Below are 23,432 nucleotides of genomic sequence, written 5' to 3'. Positions count from 1 at the left end.
CCCAAAAAGGAACATGGTGTTTCCCTGGGTCACAGTCGAATCGACCCGTAAAGTGCTAACTAGGCTGAATATCAAGGGATTGTGTTTTGGCACTGTTCCTGTATCAGTATTGGCTCAGCAAGAGAAAAAAACATCTACATGTGTCTTCCAGGGACACCTCCCGATCCAGAGGTGACATCCAGGAAAACCGACGGGAGGAACATATGAGCAACCTACCGCAAGTACGAGCCGACAAGCACACCGTGGACGAGATGAGGCAGCTGGTCAGCTTCCAGCTTGACGCCGAGGAGTACGGCGTGGACGTCCTCTCGGTACGGGAGATCATCCGCCTGCCGGAGATCACCAAGACCCCCAATTGCCCGGATTACGTCGACGGCATCATCAACCTGCGCGGCACCGTGGTCCCCATCATCTCGCTGCGCAAGCGTTTCGGGCTCTGCGAGCAGGAGCACGACCGCCACAGCCGGATCCTGGTCATGGAGCGGGACGGGCGGCTGACCGGCTTCGTGGTGGATGCGGTCTCGGAGGTCCTTCGCGTTTCCGCGGCGAGCATCCAGCCCCCGCCGTCCCTGGTGACCTCGGGCTCGGCGCAGGACTGCCTGACCGGCGTCATCAATCACGGCGAGCGCCTGCTCATCGTGATCGAGCCGGCCCGGCTTTTAGGGGATGAACTGGATACGCAGTACGACCAGGCGGCCTAGCCGACTCCGGCAGTTACACCGCTTCAGGCCGGCGAGCGGCGCAGACGAAATCAAAGATCGGACTCTCTTGCCGGGTCCCCAGGTGGGAACGCGAAACCGGCCAGGGAGCAGGGCCGTTGCCGTGACCGGCCCGATACGAAAGGAGGCATCATCATGCTCAGCGAGGCAACCTGCCAATGGCTGGGAATTGACGGAGACGAGCTGAAAAAGCTCATTTGCCAGGACGTCAAGGAGATCTTCCTGACGATGGTGAACGTCGGCGACGTTGAGCCGGTGGCGATGTCCGGGCCCGTCGAAACCCGTTTTACCGATTGCGTGACCGCTATGGTCGGTTTCGCCGGATACTTCAACGGCGTGGTCTCGGTGCACGCCTCGGATCAACTCGCCATGAAATTCACCTCGCAGATGCTCGGGATCGACGTCGACGAGGTGGGCGAGGACGTGATCGACGCCCTCGGCGAGATTGCCAACATGATCGGGGGGTCGTTCAAGCACCACCTCTCCCGCGGGGGGGAGGAGGTCAAGCTCTCCACCCCCTCGGTCATCACCGGCAAGGAGTACTTCATCAACGCGGTCGCCCAGACCGAGGCCATTCCCCTGAGCTTCAAGACCGGCGGCACCGAGTTCGTCGTGAGCGTCCTGATCCAGAGGGATTGATCTTGTCCCGCAGGACCGGCGTATGCAGAGCAAATCGCGCCGCTGAGGCACCGAGAGTAGCCAGGTAGATTTTCTGGAGAACAGAGGGGGGCAGACACCGCAGGTGTCTGCCCCCTCTGTTTTTGTCCCCCCAAACTTCTTCCTCCCGCTCAATCCCCGAAACAGATCCCCAGGTCGCGGCCGGTCAGGACGGTGTCACCGTCGACCAATACGCGCTTTTGGACCCCGAGCGCCTCGCCCAGCGGCACCATCACGATGTCCGGGGAACGCAGCGCCACCATGTGGTTGAAGGTCCCCGCCTCGATGGCGCGCACCGCCGCGGCGCCAAAGCGCAGCGAAAGCAGCCGGTCGAAGGTCGAGGGGGAGCCGCCGCGCTGGAGATGTCCCAAAACCAGCGAACGGGAGTCCTTGCCGGTGCGGCGGGAGATCTCCTTCGCCACGTAATCCGCGACCCCTCCCAAAAGCAGGTGCTGACGCCCGGCCTCGCCGGACCCCTTGGCGATGACGTCGCCCCCCTTGGGGACCGCCCCCTCGGCCACCACGACGATGGCGTAGCGGTGCCCCCGAAGCTCGTTGTCCATGAGGTGGTCGCAGATCTTCTCGATGTCGAAGGGGATCTCCGGAATCAGGATCACGTCGGCGTTGCCGGAGATGCCGCTGTTCAGGGCGATGAACCCGGCGTTGCGCCCCATCAGCTCGACGACCATGATCCGGTCGTGGGACTTCGCCGTGGAGTGCAGCCGGTCGATCGCCTCGGTGGCGATGGAGACCGCGGTGTCGAAACCGAAACTGATGACGGTGCCCCCCATGTCGTTGTCGATGGTCTTGGGAACCCCCACCACCGGGATCCCCTTTTGCGACAGGCGATGCGCGATCTCCAGGCTTCCGTCGCCGCCGACGGCAACGAGCGCGTCGAAGCGGAGCCGGCGGAAATTTTCCACGACCCGGTCCGACAGGTCGCGCTGCTCCATCTCCCCGGCCGCATTGGGGACCGGCATCATGAACGGGTTTCCCTTGTTGGTGGTCCCCAGGATGGTTCCCCCCGTGCTCGCGATCCCGTCCACCTTGTCCGGGGTGAGATGGATGATGTCCTCGGTGTTCAAAAGCCCGGTGTAGCCGCACTTAATGCCGTACACGTCCCAGCCCCGGTTGCACGCGGCCATGGTCACCGCCTCGATGACGGCGTTCAGGCCGGGAGCGTCGCCGCCTCCGGTATTGATGCAGATCCTCAACCTCTTCGACATTATTTCCTCCTCGGCAGGTAGCACATTGTCATAGCGATTCTTTCGGTATCCTGATCTTCTTATCGGCATGAGCCAGTAATGTCTTAGCGGCAGGCTGCGTTAAACGGCGTCGTCGTGAAACCCAACGATTCCCTCCGCTCGCAGGTCTTCGTTTCGTCCCCCGCCCCGACCTGCGAGACTTTGCCTTGTCCGGCGGATCGGCCTAAAATAGAAGAAGGTAGCAATCGACACAATGATGGGGTGATCTTATGACTGAAAAATGCTGCAACAGCATGGCGCATTGGGAGCATATGTGCTCGCTGAACCTGAACGGGTGCGCGGTCGAGAGGGCCCGGTCCGAAAGCGCTTTCGAATGTGCCCCGTGTGATGATCCTTCCCACAACCACCGCTTCGTCTGCACCCCCAACGTCTTCGGGACCTGACGGGCGCGTCTTCGTTACCGGATAAAAAAGGCCGCGGGCGACCTGGGAAACCAGCCCTGCGGCCTTTTTGCATGGTTATTTCCGCCCGGTTACTTGAACAGGAAGCGCTCCGCGTTGGTGTTGCACATCGCCAGCTTCAGATCGAAGGCGATCCCCATCCTTTCGAGCTGCCGGGTGGTCAGGAAGAGGTCCAGGTAGTCGTTGTACGAGGCGATCCACTGCAGGTTGATCATGTAGTCGCTGCCGAAAAGGAGTCGTTTCGCCAGCTTGTCGCGCCCCCGGTCCGGCCCCTGTTCGGGAACGTTGCGGACCACCTCGGCGAGGTCGCCGTAGAACTCGTCGGCAAAAGCCAGGCAGGAGATGTCGGTGTAGACGTTCGGGTACATCAGGATGAGCCGGGTGATCGTCTCCCGCCACTCGTGCGGGTGGATCAGCCCCAGGAATTTCTCCTGCCGGCCGAAGTGGGCGAGGTTCAGCTTCAGGTCCTCGAACTGCTCCAGGACCTTCTCCCATTTCTCCGGGTTGGTGAGCTCGGCGGCGTTGTCCACGGTCTGAAAGCCGCCGTCGTTGCAGTGCGCGGTGATCGGGATCTGTTTGTCCTGGCAGAACTGGTAGAGCCAGCGGACCTTCTCAAACTCCTTCTCACTGCCGCGCGGCCAGGGGTCGAACCCCAGCGGCGGGTAGAGCTTGATGCCGGCAAAGACGTTGCTCCCGACCCCCCGGAGCGCGTCGCGGAAGTCGTCGCTGTCGCTTTTCTGGACCCGGAAGATTCCCATGTTCCGGTTCAACTGGTCACGGTTGCCGGTGTACCCGCCGAAGCAGCGCAGCAACAGGTCCTGCAGCTCCTCGAGCGGGTAGTTTTGCGTGTTGATGCCGAGAAACGGGTAAATCTCGAAGAGCTGCCGGGAGCTCCGCTTGGCCACCTTGATGTGCTTGCGGTTGCCGTCGGCCGAAACCACTTCGCAGTTGACGTATTTGGCGATCGCCTTCAAGACGTCCGCCGACTGCTCCGCCACCGGCTTGCCGACCGCGATGTCGTAGAAGGTGTCGGTCTCGATGTGCTTGAGGCCGAAGTCCATGATGAGCGGCGTCAGGACGATGCGGTCGAAGGGCTCCCCGGAAACCTGGAAGACCCCCTGATTGTCGAGCACCGGGTTCTTCGTCCTCAGGAAATACTCCATGAGGCAGAAGTAGTCATCGATGCTGTTTTCCATCACCGTGAGCAGGTTCAGGATTTCCGACTTCTTCTCGCCGAGCAGCGGCTCGAGCATCCCTCCCACCACCATCATGGGTCCCAGGCCGTGGATCCTCTTCATGAAGGCCAAAAGGTTGGGGTGACTGAGATCCATAGCATGCATGTGGACGTCGTAAAAGGTGCGGGCCATGTTCCCTCCTCATAGGACGAACGTTATTGTCACCGTCCACCCCGTGCGGTGAGTGAAGCGAGGGGCGGAATCTGTCAACTCTGTCATCGTGGGAAATACCAAAGTCACTACAGGAGATCACCGGTTAGTCTATAACTGAAAAGCCATTAGTAAAGTGAGTTTCCGCTGGACCGGTCACGGTATGACAGCCGTATCTCTGGCGGCATTGGATGTCACTAAAATTATGACAATTCTTCACCAGACTTAAGCCAACTTTACACCGCTCTTCTGTATGCTCAGGATGCACGGGTTTCCTGTTCCGCATCTACCCCGTCGGTAACTCTCAAACGAGCAAAAGGGGGCCAAAGGATGAACACAAAACAGACCGTCATCGCCATGAAAATGCTGCTTGACCCGCGACTGCCCCGCGACCAGAGCGAGGTATTCAGCCGTGCCGTCCTCGACGCCGCTCCCGGGGTGCAACTCGACATCCCGGACGACCGGCTGGAGGTGCTGTCCCAATTCCTCCCCGAGCTGGTGACCGCCTACCGCAAGGCCGGGCCCAGGCCCGCCCACCGGTAAGAAAACGGTGCGGGCTGTAGCAGGAAAGCAAGGGAGGATCTTGAAAAGGTACTTTTCCGGCTGCGGAGCACCATGCTGCACTTTCTTGTCTTTAAGATGTACTCCGTGTACTCTGTGCCCCGTCGAAACTCTCATTGCCAGCCTCGGAGTCCGAATGAAGCTATTCCTGGTGCCTCACCTGATCTGCCCGGCCTGTCTCCCCAAGGAGCGGCCTTTGGACCTTGTTGTCGATCATGAGTCGGAGGGGGATGTCGTCTCGGGCAAGCTCGTCTGCACCAAGTGCCGGCGCAAGTTTCCCATCCGGGACGGGGTTGCCACCCTGCTTGCCGATCCGGAGGGGGGCGCTTCGATGGGACAGCGGCGTTACGAGGAAGGGGAGATGGCGGGACGTTACCTCTGGAGCCACTTCGCGGACCTCTTTGGCGCCGCCGATGCGGGCTCCACCCACGGGGCCTGGACCGAATGTCTCCTGCAGCCGGGGCCGGCGCTCGATGCCGGCTGTTCGGTGGGGCGCACCACCTTCGAGATGGCGCGGCGCGGCGGCTGGGCGGTCGGCTGCGACCTCTCGGTCAACTTCGTCAAAACGGCGCGCCGGCTGGCCCGGCAGCGCTCCTTGAGCTTCACGCTGCCGCTGGAAGGAAACCTTCCGGACACCTTCCGCGTCGAGCTCCCGGCAGCGTGGCCCACCGACCAGGTCGAGTTCGTGGTCGCCGATGCGCTGCGGCTTCCCTTCGCGCGGGAAACCTTCCGTCAGACCGCCTCGCTCAATCTGCTCGATCGGGTCGGCTACCCGCTGGCCCACCTCTACGAGATGAACCGCGTCGCCCAGCTCACCGACGTTTCCTTTCTCTTCGCCTCACCCTTTTCCTGGAGCAACGGCCCCGCACCGCAGGAGCGCTGGCTGGGCGGAACCAACCAGGGGACCTATCCCGGCCGCGGCATCGACAACGTCCGCGCCATCCTGGAAGGGAAGGGGAACGTCATAGCGCCGCCCTGGCAGATCGCCCGCTCCGGCTCTGTCACCTGGACCCTCCGCTCCCATGCCCACCATCGAGAACTGATCGACAGCCAGTACCTGGTCGCGGTCCGCTAAACGCGAAGGGTGGGCACCCCTTGTGCCCACCAGAAAGCCCGATGGCCGGTAGGAGTCATTTTTACTGTGGGAGCGCCTTTCCAGGCGCGAACCGCCGAAGGCGGTGACCGCGGTCGCGGTCAATCGCGGCAGGACCGGCGCTTGCGGTTCTGGTTCCCAAGCTTGGAAACCCCGTCCGATTGCGAAGCTCCAGCTTCGTCACAGTACCAAGCGGGAGTTGTGGCGGGTGAGTGCGTTCCCAAGGTGGACCTTGGGAACGAGGGGAAGGGGCCGGAGTGTTAATCGCTTGAATAACTGATGGAAGGCAATTTTCACTGTGGGAGCGCCTTTCCAGGCGCGAACCGCCGAAGGCGGTAACCGCGGTTGTCTGTGGAACTTCGGACGAAGGGAAGGAAGTGCTAATCGCGGCAGGAATGCCGCTCCTTGTATACCTGCCGCGGATCTTTCTGGCTCCCAACCTCAGGCCCAGAAACCCATGCCCAACCCTTACTGCCTCTGTGGCGCCACCGCCAGCCGTTCGGCAACCTGCCGGTCGATGAAGTACATCATGAAGATGGTGACCATCATGGTTCCCATGGTTACGTAGCCGACGGTGTCGAAGTGCTGCAGCGGCGCGGTCTGTGTCGGCTGGTACACGATGAGCCCGGCCACGAACGAGGCAACCCCGCCGGAAACCTGCTGCAGCGAAGAGTTGATCCCCATGTACGCCCCCCGGTCCTTCATCAGCGGCACCCCCGAGGTGAGCGCCGACGAAGAGATCATCCGCGAAGAAATCCCCACCCACAGTACGGTGTTGACCGCCAGAATCACCCAGATCGGGTTCGGTCCCAGGTGCGTGTAGACGAACACCATCACCATCGAAAGCAGGCTCCCGAACACGAAGAGCCGGTACTTCCCGAGCCGGTCGCTCAGTTTCCCCAGGTAGGGGCCGAAGAAGAAGGCGCTCAGTCCGGTGACGAAGAAGATGACCGAGAGCCTCGTCTCCGGGATCCCGACGTTGTTCACCAGAAATGCGCTGGAAAACGGCATCAGCATGAACCCGCCGGTCGCCAAGAGCATGGTCGCCGCGAAGCCGCGCAGGTAGAAGGAGTTGGTTGCCGTGTGCCAGAGGTGGAGGAAGGGGTTCTTGTCCAGCCGGGTTTCGAGATGGGCGGTGACCGGTCTGAGCTTGAGCGCGATGAAAATCCCGATCGGCACCGCGAGGCCTACGATCATCAGGAACGGGGCGTGCCAGTTGAGCGCGGTGGCGAGATAGAGCCCGACCGGGATGCCGAGGACCTGGCTGGCCGCAAAGGCCATCTGCACGTACCCCATCACCCGCCCCCGCACTTCCATCGGGAAGAGGTCCGCGATGATGGCGAACGAGATGGAGCCGATGACCCCGCCGAAGATCCCGGTGAGGACGCGGGCGCCGAGGAGGAAGGGATAGCTTTGGGCGAGGCCGCAGCAAAGCGTGCCGGCGACGAAGCCGGCGTAGAAGAAGAGGAGCATCCGCTTGCGGTCGAACTTGTCCGCAAACCCCGCCGAGAGAAGGCCCGAGGCGCCGGCGCTGATGGCGTAGGCCGAGACGACCAGGCCGAACTGCGAGGTGGAGATGCCGAGCTTCGGCATGAGGAGCGCCCCCAGCGGGGAGAGCACCATGAAGTCGAGGATGACGGTGAACTGGAGGATCGCGAGCATCGCGATGACGAACTTCTCGTACGAGGTGAAAAGAGCAGCTTTGGAACTCATAGAAGCGGATTTCCTTTATGACCGTGGCGCCAGCAAATGTCGCATTCTACCATGAGCCTTCCCCAAAAACCGAGGAAAATTAAAGGAAAGCAGCGACCCGTAGGGCGCAGCATGCTGCGCCCATCAATCCTGTTGTCTCAAATCCTCGTTCCCAAGGTCCACCTTGAGAACGCTCACCTCATAGAAGCTCCAGCTTCATCTTTCCGACTGTCATAGCTGTACGTCGTTTACTCATAGCGCCTGCCAATCTTGTATGTCATTATAGTTATCCAATAAAATTGTAACAAAATGGACAGTGTCCATAATGTTACAATTTTCTCGTAAAGCACCGATTTAGTGAAGCTAAGACAGCAATCAGCTCCAAGACTGTAACAAAATGGACAGTACAAACGATCCCTGAACAAGATTGTGATGATGCGTAACCTGCTGTATTTGTAGGGTTATCGTGTTCTGTCCGAACTGGTACGAAACTTGTTATATACAGGGGTTATCCCACAAAGAAATGCAGCACAGGTACCCCCCTTTGCGAAGGGGGGCAGGGGGGATTTGGTTTTGAGGTTCTTGGTTTCTACTCTCTAAAGCTTGAACCTTAGAGGCAAATCCCCCTTCGCAAAGGGGGATTTGTCGGGCTTTTGTCCAGAGCCAGCACTGCCCTTGTTTGAGGATACTTCCGATCTTCTAATTCTTTTGGGTTTATCTGCGTTCATCCGCGTTCATCTGCGGCTGAAAATTGTTTTTCTGATTTCGCTTTGGGATTTATCCGCGTCCATCCGCGTTCATCTGCGGACGATTCAGTGAGGCAGTTCCGTATGTTTTCCCGACTCTTGATTACGCTGGTCGTCTTGCTGGTAGCGCTGGCGCCCTGCGTCTACGCCGCCTCTCCCGATGCCTCCCCGCCTTTGCGCGACTTCGGTGGGCGGGACAACTTCCTGATCATGAACAAGGAGGTCCTCCAGTTCGACCGCGCTCCCGCTGTCTCCAAACTCTGGTCGCCCGAGGGAGATACCGGTTTCAGCATCAGCAACAAGACCGAAGGTGAGGGCGCCTGCCTCTTTGCCCACAACGGCGGCAATGCCCCGGTCTCCGCCCTGATCCAGCTCATCGACCAGGACAACCTATCCACCGATCACGAATTCCCCCTTTCCGTCGTCATTCCCCCCAAGACCGACCAATGTGTCGCCAAGCTTTCCCCCCGAAACAAGAAGCTGCAATACAACTTCCGGTACAACTACGCCTGGATCTACGGCGATTACCGGGCTGAACATGCCGCACGGGGCGGATACCGCCTTCCGGTTGCCGGTGCCCGCACCGCATTGCCGCCGAGCGTGCCGTATCCCAATGTCAATCCCTTCACCGTCAACGCCATCGACTTCGTGGTCGATTCCGGGGCACCCATCCTCGCGATGCGCAGCGGGGTTGTCTTTGCCGTGAAAGATGGGGTGGACGACAAGAAACCATCGGCGAGCGGGCAGCAGGTCAGCACGGTCGACGTGCTCCATGACGACGGGACCATCGCCAGTTACATCGCCGTCGCGGACAAAAGCGCCGTGGTGAAGGTCGGCCAGTTGGTGGCGGCGGGGGACAAGCTCGCGTCCGCCCGGGCCGGCACCGGTTACGGTCCGCCCCGTTTCGCGTTTGTCGTCTGGAAACCGGGGCTCACCGAAAATGGCTTCGAACGCATTTCGCTCCCCGCTGAGTTCTGCCTGAACGACAAGTGCCGCCGTCTGGCCGGACAGGTCGACTTGGGCAAAGATACCGCTCTTACCCAGGCCGGGCCGCTGGTTGCCGATCCGCGCTATCCCTTTGAAAACGACGGGCCGGTAGCGAGGATCAAGCTGAAGCGGACGGCCCTGGAACTCCTTGCTGCGGAGAAATACGACCAGCTCGAGTCGCTGGCCAAGGAGTTGCGCCGGACCCAGGCCAGGTTTCGCGACGGCGGCTGGAAGATCCACGCCTTTTTCGAGGGGATCGCCGCGCCGGAGCGGGAAAGCAGGGAAGCTTGGGCCGCGCTGGTACAACGCCTGGTTAGCTGGCGTAAGGCGAATCCCGATTCGCTTACCTCCCTCACCGCATTGACCTCCGCCTTGAACAACGTCTGCTGGTATGCCTCCGGGGCGGGGTACGACAGCATCTCCCGCGCTGAATACCGCGAGCTGTACGGACTGCGCCAGGCCGCGATCCTGGAGTTCGAGAAGGTGAAGGTTGGACCGGCTGACGACTGCCCCGAGCGCTACCTTCTTCTGTTAGTCCTGGCCAAAAACGACGGGTTGGACCGGGCCGCTTTCGAGAAACGATACAAAACCGCCGTCGCCTTTGAGCCCCGTTACTACGATTACCAACTGGCCAAGGCCGAGTACCTGGCCGAGGACATGTTCGGGGCCAACGGCCCAGCGCGCCGGTTCATAGATCAGGTGGCGACCAAGGATGCCGGCAAGGAAGGAAAAGCGATCGTAATGCGGGTCTTGGCCGCCAATTACCGGACGTTGGCCAAGCTGACCTTCAAGAAGGGCGGTTTCACGTGGCCGCAGGTGAAGGAATCGTACGCCCAGATAGAGAAGCTCTATCCCGGATCAGTTTGGAACCTGAACCTCTATGCACGACTGGCCTGCATCGCCGGCGACAAGCCGACCGCCCGAAAGCTCTTCGCCAAGATAGGCGACCAACCCTACCTGGAAGCCTGGGAAGGCTCGACCCCGTTCTTCGAAAAATGGAAGCAATGGTCGAAATGAAAAATTTGCCGCAGATGAACGCCGATAAACGCCGATGGCGCCAAGCCCTTGGACAAGATAGTAGGTGAATCCGCCAGATCTGCGGAAATATCAACTGACTAACCAGCACACGTCCCCTCTCCTTCAAGGGTCGCGCGCGACAGCGCGAGCTTGCGACGGACAGGGTGAGGATGGGTTTCCCATCTGGACTTCGAAAACGGGGGCACAGCGTGCGATCTTTGGAAGATTTAGTGAATGGTTTGGTTGTTACTACAGACGGTGGAGGGAATGTGAAGCTCATTTTCGTTGTGGCTGGTTTGTTAGTGGGGATGTTCGTGACTACAGCAATGGCCTCTGGTCCGTACCTTGGAGCGGCGGGGGGAGTGGCCTTTTACCATGACGGCGATTTATCGACTGGAGGCACCGGTGAGATCCAGTACAACCCGGGAATTGCTGCTACCGCAGCTCTTGGTTACGACTTCGGCGTTTTAAGGGGAGAAGCCGAGTTCGGTTACCGAAACGCCAAGGTCGATACCTTTGCCACTTTTCCGGCGAACGACATGGATACGACTTTTTATTCGTACATGGGCAATGTGTACTGGGACTTCAAAACACGGAACATCACGCCTTTTGTTGGGGGTGGGGTTGGCCTGCTGCATGGCAGGTTTACCGATCACTACAACGCCTTCACTGACTCCGCCATCGGCTACCAATTGTTGGCCGGCATGGGGCTTCCGATGACACGACACCTTAACCTCGATGTTACCTACAAGTACCAAGCCGCCGCACAAAAATTTCATGTAGGTGTCTATGACATTACCTATGCCAGCAGCAATGTATTTGCGGGGTTGCGTTACTCGTTTTAAGGAATGGGCGCGGCAGCGCTACCAGAAATGGAAAAAGGTTGGAGTGAAGCAGTAAAAGGGAACGACTTTATTAGCCGCAGATAAACGCCGATGGCGCCAAGCCCTTGGACAAGATAGAAGGTGAATTCGCCAGATCTGCGGAAATATCAACTAACTAACCAGCACACGTCCCCTCTCCTTCAAGGAGAGGGACAGGGTGAGGATGGGGTTCCTTAAAAAAACATCTGCGTCCCTCCGCGTTCATCTGCGGCTAAAAATTGTTTTTATTGAATTCGCTTTTGGTTTTTATCCGCGTTCATCAGCGTTCATCTGCGGACGCTTCCGTGAAGTAATCAAGTCCTTAAAGGAGGGGCAAGATGAAATCCATCCTTATCCTTCTGTATCTTCTCGTGCTGGCCGTTCCGACCGCCCATGCTGGTATCGGCGACAACTGGTACCGCGACGGTCGTCCCGCTGCCGATGACGACACCCGCAAGACCATCGACGGCTTCGGCGCCGCGGTCATCCTGACCAGCGACAAGGACTGGTCCGAGAAGTGGAACACCCCGTCCGACGTCATCCCCAGATTCACCACGGTAGACAAGCTGCATCGGGGCGAGTCGGCGACCCTGCTCATCTTCTTCGCCAACCCCAAGCAGGACGCCGAAGGCAACGTAGACATCACCTGCGACGTCAAGACTATCCGTCCCGACAACCGCGTAACCGAAGACAAAGGCCTCCCCGGCTTCAAGGGCAAGATAGCCGGCTCCGCCAAGAACACCTTCCTGACCCAGGTCGCCATCAAATTCGTGGTAGAACCCAACGACCCGCTCGGTGAGTGGACCTTCGAAGTGACAGTACATGACAACCAGCGCCACGTGGCCGTTCCGCTCAAGTATCGGTTCACGTTGGTCGGCGTTGACAGCATGACGCCTGAATTCAAGAAGGAATAGGACCGGGATTGGCAGGTTTCGGCTTAAAGATCGATTTTAGTGTTTGATGCAGGAATGAGTGGACGATGGGTGCTGTCAAATGTGCGAGCCCGACCACCGAGAATTTCGGTCGTGTCAAATGTGTAGACCCGGTACAGACGATTTCAGACGCGACCGGAGCGGTGCCATGGAAGATGGCAATATTATTGAGGAGACAACGAACCGTATGAAAAACGTGAGGATTTCGATGAGATTTTTTCTATTGGTTAGTCTGGTATCTGCTGTCTTGTTCCATTCTCTGCTAATGGCAGGCTGTGGTGGGTCTTCTCCTAAGCAAGCTAATCTAACAACTCAGGTATCGGCATCAATTGTACCGATCGCCACATCTTCCGATGGCGTCACCTGGACAAACCTGGAGACCGCCCCACATGGCGTCATTTACGGCGGCGGCCAATTTGTGGCAGTGGGAGTCTACGGGACTATCCTTACCTCAGCCGATGGCGCGACTTGGACCCCCCGCACCTCTGGCACGACGTACGATTTGTATGGCATTACCTATGGCAACGGCCAGTTTGTCGCGGTGGGAGGCGCCGGAACCATCCTCACCTCAGCCGACGGGGTTACCTGGACCAGTCGCACCTCAGGTACCGCAAACTACTTGCAAGGCGTCACCTACAGCAACGGCCAGTTTGTCGCGGTGGGGTTGATTGGAACCATTCTCACCTCAGCCGACGGCGTCACCTGGACAAGCCGCGCAGGCACGACGGACCCGTTGCTAGGCATCACCTATGGTAGCGGCCAGTTTGTCGCGGTGGGAGGCGGTGGGACCATTCTCACCTCAGCCGACGGCGTCACCTGGATCAACCGAGTATCAGGCACACCGATCAGCACCTTTGGCACGACGGTCCCGTTGCAAGGGATCGCCTATGGTAACGGCCAGTTTGTCGCAGTTGGAGGCGGCGGAACCATTCATGGAACCATCCTTACCTCCGTCGACGGCGTCACCTGGACCAGTCGCGCCTCAGGCACGACGGACGACTTGTATGGCATCACCTACGGCGGCGGCCAGTTTGTCGCGGTGGGAGACGGTGGAACCATTCTTACCTCCACCAACGGCGTCACCTGGACCAGCCACGCATTAGGCACGACGGACAATTTGTCTGGAATCGCCTACGGCAGCGGCCAGTTCGTCGGGGTGGGAGGCGCAACCATTCTCACCTCCGCCGACGGCGTCACCTGGACTCGCCCCGTATCAGGCACGACGCACACCTTGTTTGGAAGCACCTATGGCAACAGCCAGTTTGTCGCGGTGGGGTCGTTTGGAACCATTCTCACCTCCGCCGACGGCGTCACCTGGACTAGTCGCACCTCAGGCACGACGGACGATCTGAATGGCATAACCTATGGCAACGGCCAGTATGTCTCGGTGGGAGGGGGGGGAACTATCCTTACCTCCACCGACGGCGTCACCTGGACCAGCCGCACATCAGGCACGACGTACGGTTTGTCTGGCATCACCCACAGTAGCGGCCAGTATATCGCGGTGGGAGGCGGTGGAACCATCCTTACCTCTGTCGACGGCGTCACCTGGACAAGCCGCACATCCGGTACGACGTACGACTTGTCTGGCATCATCTACGGTAGCGGCCAGTTTATCGCAGTGGGAAGTGGTGGAAGCATCCTTACTTCCGTTGACGGTGTCACCTGGACAATCCGTGCCTCAGGCGTGCCGTACTACTTGTGTGGCATCACCTACGGTAACGGCCAGTTTGTCGCGGTGGGAGGTGGTGGTGACGGAATAATCTATGGCTCCATCCTTACCTCCGCCGACGGCGCTACCTGGACCAACAGGATGCCAGGCACGACGGGCCTGTTGCAAGGCATCACCTATGGCCGCGGCCAGTTTGTCGCGGGGGAATCGGGTGGGACCCTCCGCACCTCAGTCGACGGTGTTACCTGGACCAGTCGCACATCAGGCATCGGCTACGTGACTAGCATCACCTACGGCAATGGCCGATTTGTGTTAACCGAATAAGGCTTAGCGAGTTTAACCCTGGTCTAGGCTTTGCCGGTAAAGGCATCGTACTGGTATTCGCAGTGGCTGGATATCTGATAGGTATGAAGGTCTTGCCAAAACCTAAGGACCGACAGGGGGACGCCCATGCAATTATGCGTTTCTCTCTGTACCAACGGATAAAATCATGGGTGTTCCCCGTCTTGGAATCTTGGATAGGGGATGGTAGCAACGTAAGGAGTGTCATTTGGTACAGGGGCTGAGCCACTTGACGTTCATCGTGCGGGACTTGGAACGGATGTCACTGTTTCTCTGCGAAGGGTTTGGCGCAAAAGAAGTGTATGATAGCAGCGAAAGGAATTTCTCCCGGTCTCGGGAGAAGTTCTTTCTTCTGGGCGAGGTCTGGATTGCGGCAATGGAGGGGGAACCACCAGCGCACAAATCCTATCAACACGTTGCCTTCCAAGTATCTGAATCGGATCTACAGACCTTCGAGAGCCGTCTGAGAAATTTGGGTGTTGAGATCGAACCACCCCGCAGCCGAATAGCCGGTGAGGGCGACTCCCTCTACTTTTATGATTTCGATAACCACCTGTTTGAGCTGCATACGGGAACACTCGAACAGAGACTCGCTTCCTATAAGAAAGTATCCTAAGACATGAAATACAGCTTTAGTAGTTGAATGACGGCCGAGAACCCTGGAGTCCCACAAATTATATATTTTCGTGGAATCCAGGTGACTGCTGCACCGCCAAGTGAAGGAGTTAATTGAATGAGAAAGTTGGTTGTCCTGTTTTTGCTTATGGTTGCATCAATGTTGGCAGGCTGTAGTGGCGGATCCACATCTTCCGGGGCACCGATCGGATCGTCAACCAGTTTGCCGGTTTTGACCTCCACCGATAGTGCTTCGTGGACTAATCTTGGCGGTTCAACTGTCGGAATTGCCTACGGAAACGGGCTTTTTGTAGCTGTTGGTAATTATGGCCCCATAAAGACCTCACCGGACGCCACAGTATGGACCCCCCGAGTTTCCGGCTCGAATAATGTGTTGGTCGGCATCACTTACCACGCTGGTCAGTTTGTGGCGGTTGGCTTTAATGGCACTATTCTGACTTCACCCGATGGAGTCACCTGGACAGGTCGCATCTCAGGCACAACCGCTACCCTTCACCGCATCACTTATGGTAACGGCCAGTTTCTGGTTGTTGGAGAAAATGGCACTATCCTGACTTCGACGGAAGGCAGAACCTGGACCCTACAAAACTCGGGGACCACAACCTATTTGCACGGCGTCACTTATGGCAACGGACGTTTCGTCGTCGTTGGGAATGGCGGTACGGTTCTTACCTCATCTGACGGTATAAGCTGGGCTGGCCAAACGTCCAATGTTTCGAATAACCTGAGTGCCATTACCTACCACGGGCAGTTTGTTGCGGTCGGTAGTGGTGACATATTGACTTCCCCTGATGGTATTACCTGGACGGTCCAAAATGTAAACAAACAGTTGTGGGCCATCAACTATGTGAATGGTCAGTTCGTCGCTGTAGGAAGTGAAGGCACAATTCTAACCTCCTCTGATGGCGGTACCTGGACCAGTCGAAGCTCAGGATCGACAACCAGCCTGTTTGCAGTAGATTACGCCAATGGCCAGTATGTAATCGTGGGCGACAATCATAATGGAACCGGCACCACACTCGTCTCAACAGACGGCATCACATGGACCACCCGAATATCTGGCTCCTCAAACGGGTTCAGTGCCGTCGCATATGGCAATGCACAGTTTGTCGCAGTGGGAGGGAATGGGGCTGCTATGACCTCCCCTGACGGGGTTGCCTGGACCAGTCGGACCACAGGTGTGACAAGTGTGACGAGTTTGAATGCCATTACCTATGGCAACGGTCAGTTTGTCACTGTAGGATCCGAACTTGGAGGTGTCGGAGTTATCCTGACCACGCCAAATGGAATGACGTGGTTCAACAGATCAGTTGGACCAATCGACCAAATGTGTAGCATCACGTTCGGCAACGGGATGTTTGTGGCGGTAGGGACCACCGGCACCATTCTGACCTCCCCCGACGGTATCGCCTGGACCAGTCGAATCTCAGGTACCACCGCTCCTTTGACCGGCATCACGTATGGCAACGGCCAGTTCGTCACCGTCGGTGGATTTGATAATGGCAACGCTATGATTCTTACTTCAACCGATGGCGTTACTTGGACCAAGCGATCACCTGCTGCTGCTGGACAATACCTGGCTTCCGTAACGTATGGCAATGGCCAATACGTCGCGGTTGGGGGGACTTACACCATTGGTTTTCCTCAGCCAGTGGTTAGCCCTGTCATCATGACCTCTACCGATGGCGTTACCTGGAATAGTCAGACATCAGGCGTTACCGGCGCACTGTTTGGGATCTCCTATGGAAATGGCAAATTCGTCGCGGTTGGTGATAGGGGCATCGGGGGTTTTATGTTGAGATCTTCAGATGGCGCAACCTGGTCCTCCGTCGATTTTGGCCCTTCGTGGTCGTTGACCGGAATTGCCTACGGTAATGGCAGGTTTGTTGTTACCCAAGGATTAAACGAGTGGTTTTGATGTCACATCTGAGTCGTTGAAGGGCAGGGGAGGGGACGTTGGTAACTTAGGTAACTTGTTGACGGCAATCGCCCGAAAAGTTACCTAAGTTGCCCGCGTCCCCTCGGTATTTTCAAAGGAATGGGAAATGAAAGACAGTGTTCCCAAGGAAGTAAGCGAGCTCCTGCAGGCGCTGTAACTTCAAGCCTTAACGGACTCAGGAGAGGCTGCAGGTTGTATTGCTGAGGTTTGGGATCACGTTGTACCCCGAAGGGGATTGGGAAAGGAACACGAGATGCGATTTCTTACGGTAGTGGCCATGGTAAGAGAGAACCTCGGGTCAGGCTTTTAAAGTTGCAATCTCCTTGAATCTTCTTGGGAACTTTGCAACATTGCAAGCCTGCCCCAAAAGCAAGGGCTGAGGTGTCAGGTCTGGACATGGACAAAAGGTGACGAAGGGTGGGGGACTTCCATCTGCTCTTTGATAACCGGGATAGCGAGCAGGCCCCGCTATCAAGGGATTTGCCGGCTCTGGCTGAAGTTTCGGCTTCACCACGACCGAGGGATCGCAAAACATCTTCCACCTTGTCATAGAACAGGGGGCCATCCATTCTAATGAGCTGTTGGGCTTGTTGTGATTTCAGTAGGTTGCAAAAAAAATCCGACGGATTTTTGTAAAATTCGATTGATTTTGCATAAAATCCGACGGATTTGAAGGGAAATCCGTCGGAATCGGAGCCGAATCTGTTCAACTTCGGGGCAAATCGGTCGTTTTTCGGTCGTTTTGCGGTTAAATTTAATTAAATTTAAGCGGTCCAGGAGCGAAATTCGATCGTTTCGGGCAAAAATCCGTCGGATTTTATGCGAAATCGATCGGATTTGAATCAAAATCAATCGGATTTGGAATGGAATCAATCGGATTTGAATCGAAATCGATCGGATTTGAATTGGAGTTGATCGGATTTCCCACCGAATCACGCTAGGGGACCAAACCTCGGGTCAGGTTTGTAAGGTTGCACATAACGAGGCTAAGGCGCCCATTTGGGCAACAGGGCCGAGGCCCGGTACCGTGAACGTTCCGAACCAGGCTCAGAACCAGGGGAACTGCCTGGGTTGTGAGAGAAGGGGGGATGCCTTCAATGAAGGAGGGACTGGGTGCCGGGACTGGGTGCCAGGTCTTGAAAGGTAAGGTTTCACATGGTTCTATAAGAATGAGGTCTAGAAAAGTCATTTTTCAAGATCTGGCACCCACTCAGGCACCCACTCAGGCACCCACTCATGTTGAATCCCCTTGACAACTTTGCAACATTGCGTGCCTGACCCGTGGCTTTGCCCTTTGGGGTGGCGGATTCAAAATTCACTATTTCAGTCGCTCCGGTAAATTTTCAAGACGCGAACCTCAATGACTCCTCAGAGCGACTCGCTTGCTACGGGGAAGACGCTTGCGCCGTAGATTTACCAGCTGCGAGGCTCAAAAGTTGGGTGAAATGACCATGCATAAATTGCTATCGATGGTGGTGCTGATTACTTTGACCCTGTCTTGTTCCGCTCCCGTTTTTGCCGACGAGACTCTTTCTCCGAAAATTCTAGAGCAGATTCAGAGTGCGGTCTTCGAGGTGGTGGTTCCCAAACCGGACAACGACGCTCTGATCAAGTACCAGGAGCCCTTGCCGCTCAACCGGATCCCCTTTACGGTCCGAAACGACAAGTTCTTCTCCATCGGCACCGCGTTTGCCATCGGGCCTAACACATTCGTGTCGGCAGCTCATGTCGTGACCATGGGGACGGAAAGCCTGGCGGGGGAGCCGAAGCTCCGCGACCGCTCGGGCAAGGTTTACGCCATCGACCAGATCTTGAAATATTCGGATCGGCGCGACTTTATCGTCTTCACCGCCAAGGAGTGCAGTGTCGGACTTCCGCTGGAGATCAATCCCACCGCACAGTTGAACCACCGGGTCTATGCGGTGGGCAATGCGTTGGGGGAGGGGGTGGTGATCCGGGACGGTCTCTATACCTCGGACACGCCGGAGCAGGAGGACGGCTCCTGGAACTGGCTTCGTTTTTCCGCAGCCGCCTCGCCGGGCAACAGCGGCGGTCCGCTCCTCGATGGTGCCGGGCGGGTGATCGGCATCATCCTTCGCAAATCCCCAAGCGAAAACCTCAACCTCGCTCTGCCCATCGCCGAAGTGACGCAGCACCAGGAACTGGCGCACTTCCACCGCTCCTCCTACTTCGCGCTCCCGATCATCGAGCACAAGCGGGAGATGACCCAGGATAACTTCTATCCGCTGCCCCGCTCCTTCGCCGATCTCAACCGCACCCTCATCGAGCGGATGATCCTGCTGCAGTACGTCAACACCAGAACCTTTCTCACCGATGCCGGTGCCCGGCTCTTTCCCAACGGCCAAGGTGCCAAGCCTTTTCTCGCCTGGGGCTCCAACATCACTTTTCCGGCCTTCATCAAGATGCGCGACGACGGGACATGGGACACCATGCCGGTTACGGCCACCCCTGCCGAACTCTGGAAAAACGGCAGCATCGCCTACGGGGAGGGGGATGGCTACGGCATCATCGTCTTGCGCAAACCGGACTCGGTCAGCCCGGAACAGCTCCATTCCGACGGCACCCTTTTTATGGATCTGCTCCTGAAAGGGATCAAGATGACCCGGGAGATCGGCGACGTGCCGATCCGCATCACTTCCCTCGGGCCGCCGGCGGAAAGCTCGACCTTCAGCGACTGTTACGGCCGGATTTGGCTGATAAAAACTTGGCTGCGCAAGTTCGATGATCAAAAGACGGTGACCTTTTCCCTCCCCACTCCGGAGGGGACCATCACCTTGATGAAGACTGCCCAAAGCGGCCGGGTGGATACGGTCGAGATTCCGACCCTGAAGATGCTCACGAACTTCATGAGTGTCTCCTACAGTGGCAGCCTGAAGGAGTGGAAGAACTTCCTCTCCCGCAAGGACCTGATTCCCCGCCCTTTCCTGAACCTCAGCGTCTCTGAGGGTGACGGCTGTCTCAGCGTCTCCTCGCCTCGCCTCACCTTTCAGGTGGATCGAAAGGTCTTGCCACTTACCGAAGAGAGCGTTCTGGGCATCAACATGGGGTACTACGTGGACCGCGGTGCCGTGGTGTGGGACGCAAACTCTCTCTGGGTCGCCGACGATCGATCCAACGGAACCGTTGTGTCGGTATCGCGCTACAGCAAACCCGACCCTGAGCTTAACCGCGATTTCCAGAGTGTTTGGGGAAAGATCACCCGGGAGGAATTCCCTTACAACCGGAACGTTTACAGCATCGAAGGCACCACACGCATCATGGCACGGGTTGAAACGAAGGCGGTGCCAACTGCGGGGGTGCTTCACTCGGTGATGGTTTCCAGCAAGGGGACGGTAAGCCAACGCTCGATGGAGAAGGTCCTGGCGCGGGTGCTGGACGGGATAGCGAAGGTGGAGGAGGCTCCCGACGCCGGGATGTCGTTCGCCCCGGTCTCGTTTCCGTTTTTGAAGTACAGCCGGATGATGCAGGAGTCCGCTACCCCGGTCCGTATCGCCTACCAAGGGGTGGCACGCATGCTGAGCGGAGACGCAAAGGGCGCCCAGCAGCGCCTGGACCAGGCGGTGAGCCTCGATCCACAATGCAGCGTCGCCTTCCAGGGAAAGGGTGCTTTGGCCATCTTGCTCCAGAATGCCGACCAGGCTGAAAAGGAGCTGACCCGGGCTCTCGAGCTGAACCCGGTTGAGCCGATGACGATGGTCCTCCTCGGGGGCGTGAAGATGGAGCGCCAGCAATTCGACCAGGCGGTAGCACTCTTTCAAAGGGCCCTGCAAATCAACCCGAAGATCCCCCAGATCTATCTGAACCTGGCGAAGATCCACGCCGTGGAGAAGCAGTTCGATATTGCCATCATGGATTTGGGCAAGGCGATTGAGATCGAGCCTTACGAGGCCAAGAATTATTATCTGCGCGGTGAGGCGTACCGGATGGCGCGGGACGCCAACAGTGCGTTGGCCGACTATGATCGTGCTCTTGAGCTGAATCCCAGTCTGGCCGATGCCCGGGTAGCCCGGGGGATGGTGCTTGAGGCGAAGCAGGCGTTTGCCGAGGCTGATCTTGAGTACGCCACGACCTTGCGGCTGGAACCCGACCATCCGCAAGCGCATTTCAGCCGGGGGCTCCGGTATCTGAGGAAGCGGGCGTTTTCGGAGGCAGTTGCGGACTTCGAAGTCGTGATCAAATTCCTGCCGCAGTTTCCCGCCGCCTACATGAATCGTGGCCTCGCCCTCAGCAGCCAAGGGGAATACGGCAAGGCGATTGCCGACTTCAGCAAGGTGATCGAACTTGATCCCGGCTCGGCAGAAGCGTTGGTGCAGCGTGGCTATTCCTATGCGCACGTCGGGAAGACCTCCGAGGCCCTGGCCGATCTGGATCGCGCCGTTGCCGTTGCCCCGGGGCGTTGGTTTGCTCTGTATGCGCGGGGTTTCGCCCATCTAGCGGCAGGGGCGCCGGTTAAGACGCTCGCGGACCTGAAGCTGGCCGAGGAAATGGCGCCGAACCAGCTGGACATCTTCGTGCTGAAGGGGGGAGCCCTTTTGATGAGAAAAGATCCCATGAGTGCGCTGGCTGAATTCAACCGCGCCCTGGCCATCGAGCCGAAGGACATGCGGGCCCATCGGGGCCGGGGACAGGCCTATGCCGACCTGAAGGAGATGCCCAACGCCTGCCTCGATTGGAAGCAGGCCTGTACCTTGGGAGGATGCGCCGAACTGATCAAGGCGCAAAAACAGGGGAACTGTCTGGGGTTGTGAAAGAAAAAAGGGCGGAGAGGACGTTCGGCGTATCGCCTGAATTTAAAAAGGTCGGAATAGGAGTTCGAGCTGTGCCCTTTCAGCGGGGGGGCGGTTTGAGCGTCTGGCCCAGACATCTTGGCATCCTCAAGGAGGCAGGAGTGATTAGACTGAAGGAAGTATTTCTTCTTGGCGTTCTTGTGTTGGGAATAGGCGGTCAGCCGGCGTTTGGCCTTGAGAAACCATTATTTCTTCCGAGCTTCTACCTTTCTGCTGTCGAAAATAGCCTTCCTGGTTCGAGTCTGGTCCAACATTCAACCCGGGATGGAGTCGAGTTGTACCTGTACAGTAAAGATAACGCTTCGTTTGTTGGAGTGCAGAACATCAAGGTCGATGCGCCGAAACTCCGGGCTGTCATGTCCTATCTCTTTCAGAACTTTACCAAAGAGATAGGTTCTAATGGTGGAGAGTACATTGTTCTCAACAACAACGAGATGTACGCCAAAATCGACAACAACGAAATGAGGCGCACCGTTTTCGTTTTCGCGGTGCCTACGGCGGTCCACATTTGGACCTACACCGGAGTTGCCTTCGAAAGAGTCGACCTGGATGAGAAGTTCCGGATTCTAAAAGAGTTGGCAAATCGAGAACGGTACCTTGAGGCAAAGAGTGCGGGAAATGTCGCTATGGGGTCATGGGGGACGGAGATCTATGATTACTACCTTGAACTGGTAAAGGAGAACAAGAAAAAGGAGGCGTGGCCGATCTTGCAGGAACTACTGGCGACGTCTCCCTACAACTACCGCGCGCACGCTGATGTGGTGCGGGAATCAGCTGATGTAAAGGCCGCCGAGAATAGCGCCCGGATCATCCTGAAAAACGCTGAAGATCAATCCATCAGGGCCCTGGCGATGAGATTCCTGGGCCAACAGCCGCTGGGGATGGAATCTATTCCCTATCTCCCGAAACGCGAGACCGGTCTGGAAGTCGTATTGGTTCCACTGGGACCATGCGATGTTACGTTGCTGAAAGATGTTGCCAAAGTGTACGAAAAGATCACGGAGATCCCCGTTAAGGTTCGGAGGCTTAAGGAAAACTGGAAATGGCGTACTCCAGACCGGATTCCTTACCAACGCTCGGTCCAGGAGTCCATCGTAAAGATGACTGAGGAAAAAATAGATTTCCAGGGATGGACCAAGGACAAGTACATAACAGGGCTAACGAAGGCCGCAGAGAGTAAGGACCCCCTGACAAGGTACCAGGTAAAGAGCGTGGTAGAGAAAATTAAAACGGAAGACGGGTCATATCTGGTCGACCCCTATTTGGAGGAATTTTCCCGAATTTTGGCACGGTACCGGAGTAATGACAGCCGGGTAATGTACGTTGGAATTACGGCGAACAACATATTTTCCGGTGACAGCAACTTCGTTTTCAGTTTGTACTCATCGGGACAGCAATCCCCTGCTAGTCTGATGTCCTACTACATGATGCTGTCAAAGAATCTGTCCGAGGACCACGAGTCCCGCATGCGCCTCGTGGAGCGAATTGCAAAGGAGTTGGTACCGGCAAGCCTTAAGGCCTTGGGGATTCCAAGGAGCACCGACCCTACGTGCCCGTATTCCTATTCGAATGGTACCTCACGGCTGGACGAAAAAACGCTGGTACTGTCCGACCCTGTCAAAGAAGCCATCAACAAGATCAAAGCCAGAAAGTAAAGAGAAGTTGATAAGTTAAGATGACAAAGAAGGTCCAAGGTGCCGGGGCTACATTTGACAAG

15 protein-coding genes are annotated in these 23,432 nt (G+C 57.4%); 12 read left to right on the top strand and 3 right to left on the bottom strand.

Translation table 11 applies throughout. The annotated features are described in order from the left end of the window. Positions 1–203: 203 nt before the first annotated feature. Positions 204–701, top strand: a complete 498-nt coding sequence (locus tag JFN93_RS07870) for a chemotaxis protein CheW (RefSeq protein WP_199383457.1) — start codon at positions 204–206, stop codon at positions 699–701. Between the two features lie 153 nt (positions 702–854). Then, positions 855–1,358: a chemotaxis protein CheX gene (locus JFN93_RS07865; protein ID WP_199383456.1), complete on the top strand. Its 504-nt coding sequence runs from the start codon at positions 855–857 to the stop codon at positions 1,356–1,358. A 149-nt stretch (positions 1,359–1,507) separates the two neighbouring features. Here JFN93_RS07865 and JFN93_RS07860 read toward each other — a convergent pair whose 3' ends face one another. Together JFN93_RS07860 and JFN93_RS07855 are read right to left on the bottom strand one after the other, a co-directional pair. Continuing rightward, on the bottom strand, positions 1,508–2,602 hold the full coding sequence (locus JFN93_RS07860; RefSeq protein ID WP_199383455.1) for an ATP-dependent 6-phosphofructokinase: 1,095 nt from the start codon (positions 2,600–2,602) through the stop codon (positions 1,508–1,510). Positions 2,603–3,113: 511 nt separating this feature from the next. Beyond that, complete coding sequence (locus JFN93_RS07855; RefSeq protein WP_199383454.1) at positions 3,114–4,409, bottom strand: amidohydrolase family protein; 1,296 nt, start codon at positions 4,407–4,409, stop codon at positions 3,114–3,116. Positions 4,410–4,757: 348 nt separating this feature from the next. Here JFN93_RS07855 and JFN93_RS07850 point away from each other — a divergent pair, with 348 nt between their 5' ends. Together JFN93_RS07850 and JFN93_RS07845 are read left to right on the top strand one after the other, a co-directional pair. After that, complete coding sequence (locus JFN93_RS07850; RefSeq protein ID WP_199383453.1) at positions 4,758–4,970, top strand: hypothetical protein; 213 nt, start codon at positions 4,758–4,760, stop codon at positions 4,968–4,970. Positions 4,971–5,124: 154 nt separating this feature from the next. Beyond that, the gene (locus JFN93_RS07845) at positions 5,125–6,063 is read left to right on the top strand and encodes a class I SAM-dependent methyltransferase (RefSeq protein WP_199383452.1); all 939 of its coding nucleotides are present in this window, start codon (positions 5,125–5,127) and stop codon (positions 6,061–6,063) included. Positions 6,064–6,549: 486 nt separating this feature from the next. Here the strand turns inward: JFN93_RS07845 and JFN93_RS07840 are convergent, their stop codons facing one another. Then, positions 6,550–7,794, bottom strand: coding sequence for an MFS transporter (locus JFN93_RS07840; RefSeq protein ID WP_199383451.1), 1,245 nt, complete (start codon positions 7,792–7,794; stop codon positions 6,550–6,552). A gap of 809 nt (positions 7,795–8,603) precedes the next feature. Between JFN93_RS07840 and JFN93_RS07835 the strand changes: the two genes are divergently transcribed. The 8 genes from JFN93_RS07835 to JFN93_RS07800 all read left to right on the top strand — a co-directional run bounded on the left by JFN93_RS07835 (position 8,604) and on the right by JFN93_RS07800 (position 23,370). Further along, entirely contained in the window at positions 8,604–10,523 is a 1,920-nt protein-coding gene (locus JFN93_RS07835) for a M23 family metallopeptidase (protein ID WP_199383450.1), read from the top strand. Between the two features lie 269 nt (positions 10,524–10,792). Next, entirely contained in the window at positions 10,793–11,368 is a 576-nt protein-coding gene (locus JFN93_RS07830; protein WP_199383449.1) for an outer membrane protein, read from the top strand. A gap of 356 nt (positions 11,369–11,724) precedes the next feature. Beyond that, entirely contained in the window at positions 11,725–12,300 is a 576-nt protein-coding gene (locus tag JFN93_RS07825; protein WP_199383448.1) for a hypothetical protein, read from the top strand. 166 nt (positions 12,301–12,466) lie between these two features. Continuing rightward, the gene (locus tag JFN93_RS07820; protein ID WP_199383447.1) at positions 12,467–14,314 is read left to right on the top strand and encodes a hypothetical protein; all 1,848 of its coding nucleotides are present in this window, start codon (positions 12,467–12,469) and stop codon (positions 14,312–14,314) included. 226 nt (positions 14,315–14,540) lie between these two features. Continuing rightward, positions 14,541–14,948 (top strand): FosX/FosE/FosI family fosfomycin resistance hydrolase, encoded by a 408-nt coding sequence (gene fosX / locus JFN93_RS07815; protein WP_199383446.1) that lies wholly within the window; start codon positions 14,541–14,543, stop codon positions 14,946–14,948. 117 nt (positions 14,949–15,065) lie between these two features. After that, positions 15,066–16,886, top strand: a complete 1,821-nt coding sequence (locus tag JFN93_RS07810) for a hypothetical protein (RefSeq protein ID WP_199383445.1) — start codon at positions 15,066–15,068, stop codon at positions 16,884–16,886. Positions 16,887–18,358: 1,472 nt separating this feature from the next. Then, positions 18,359–21,676, top strand: a complete 3,318-nt coding sequence (locus JFN93_RS07805; RefSeq protein WP_199383444.1) for a tetratricopeptide repeat-containing S1 family peptidase — start codon at positions 18,359–18,361, stop codon at positions 21,674–21,676. A gap of 140 nt (positions 21,677–21,816) precedes the next feature. Beyond that, positions 21,817–23,370 (top strand): zinc metalloprotease, encoded by a 1,554-nt coding sequence (locus JFN93_RS07800; protein ID WP_199383443.1) that lies wholly within the window; start codon positions 21,817–21,819, stop codon positions 23,368–23,370. Positions 23,371–23,432: the final 62 nt, after the last annotated feature.

Source organism: Geomesophilobacter sediminis (assembly GCF_016458275.1).
Classification (GTDB): domain Bacteria; phylum Desulfobacterota; class Desulfuromonadia; order Geobacterales; family Geobacteraceae; genus Geomesophilobacter; species Geomesophilobacter sediminis.
Note: the sequence above shows the minus strand (reverse complement) of the source record. Positions and strands in the feature narration are given on the sequence as shown.

What these genes read in the sequence shown, in the direction of transcription:
- JFN93_RS07870 (WP_199383457.1), top strand. Translation starts at nt 204, where the DNA reads ATGAGCAACCTACCGCAAGTACGAGCCGACAAGCACACCGTGGACGAG.
- JFN93_RS07865 (WP_199383456.1), top strand. Translation starts at nt 855, where the DNA reads ATGCTCAGCGAGGCAACCTGCCAATGGCTGGGAATTGACGGAGACGAG.
- JFN93_RS07860 (WP_199383455.1), bottom strand. Translation starts at nt 2,602, where the DNA reads ATGTCGAAGAGGTTGAGGATCTGCATCAATACCGGAGGCGGCGACGCT.
- JFN93_RS07855 (WP_199383454.1), bottom strand. Translation starts at nt 4,409, where the DNA reads ATGGCCCGCACCTTTTACGACGTCCACATGCATGCTATGGATCTCAGT.
- JFN93_RS07850 (WP_199383453.1), top strand. Translation starts at nt 4,758, where the DNA reads ATGAACACAAAACAGACCGTCATCGCCATGAAAATGCTGCTTGACCCG.
- JFN93_RS07845 (WP_199383452.1), top strand. Translation starts at nt 5,125, where the DNA reads ATGAAGCTATTCCTGGTGCCTCACCTGATCTGCCCGGCCTGTCTCCCC.
- JFN93_RS07840 (WP_199383451.1), bottom strand. Translation starts at nt 7,794, where the DNA reads ATGAGTTCCAAAGCTGCTCTTTTCACCTCGTACGAGAAGTTCGTCATC.
- JFN93_RS07835 (WP_199383450.1), top strand. Translation starts at nt 8,604, where the DNA reads ATGTTTTCCCGACTCTTGATTACGCTGGTCGTCTTGCTGGTAGCGCTG.
- JFN93_RS07825 (WP_199383448.1), top strand. Translation starts at nt 11,725, where the DNA reads ATGAAATCCATCCTTATCCTTCTGTATCTTCTCGTGCTGGCCGTTCCG.
- JFN93_RS07820 (WP_199383447.1), top strand. Translation starts at nt 12,467, where the DNA reads ATGGAAGATGGCAATATTATTGAGGAGACAACGAACCGTATGAAAAAC.
- JFN93_RS07810 (WP_199383445.1), top strand. Translation starts at nt 15,066, where the DNA reads ATGAGAAAGTTGGTTGTCCTGTTTTTGCTTATGGTTGCATCAATGTTG.
- JFN93_RS07805 (WP_199383444.1), top strand. Translation starts at nt 18,359, where the DNA reads ATGCATAAATTGCTATCGATGGTGGTGCTGATTACTTTGACCCTGTCT.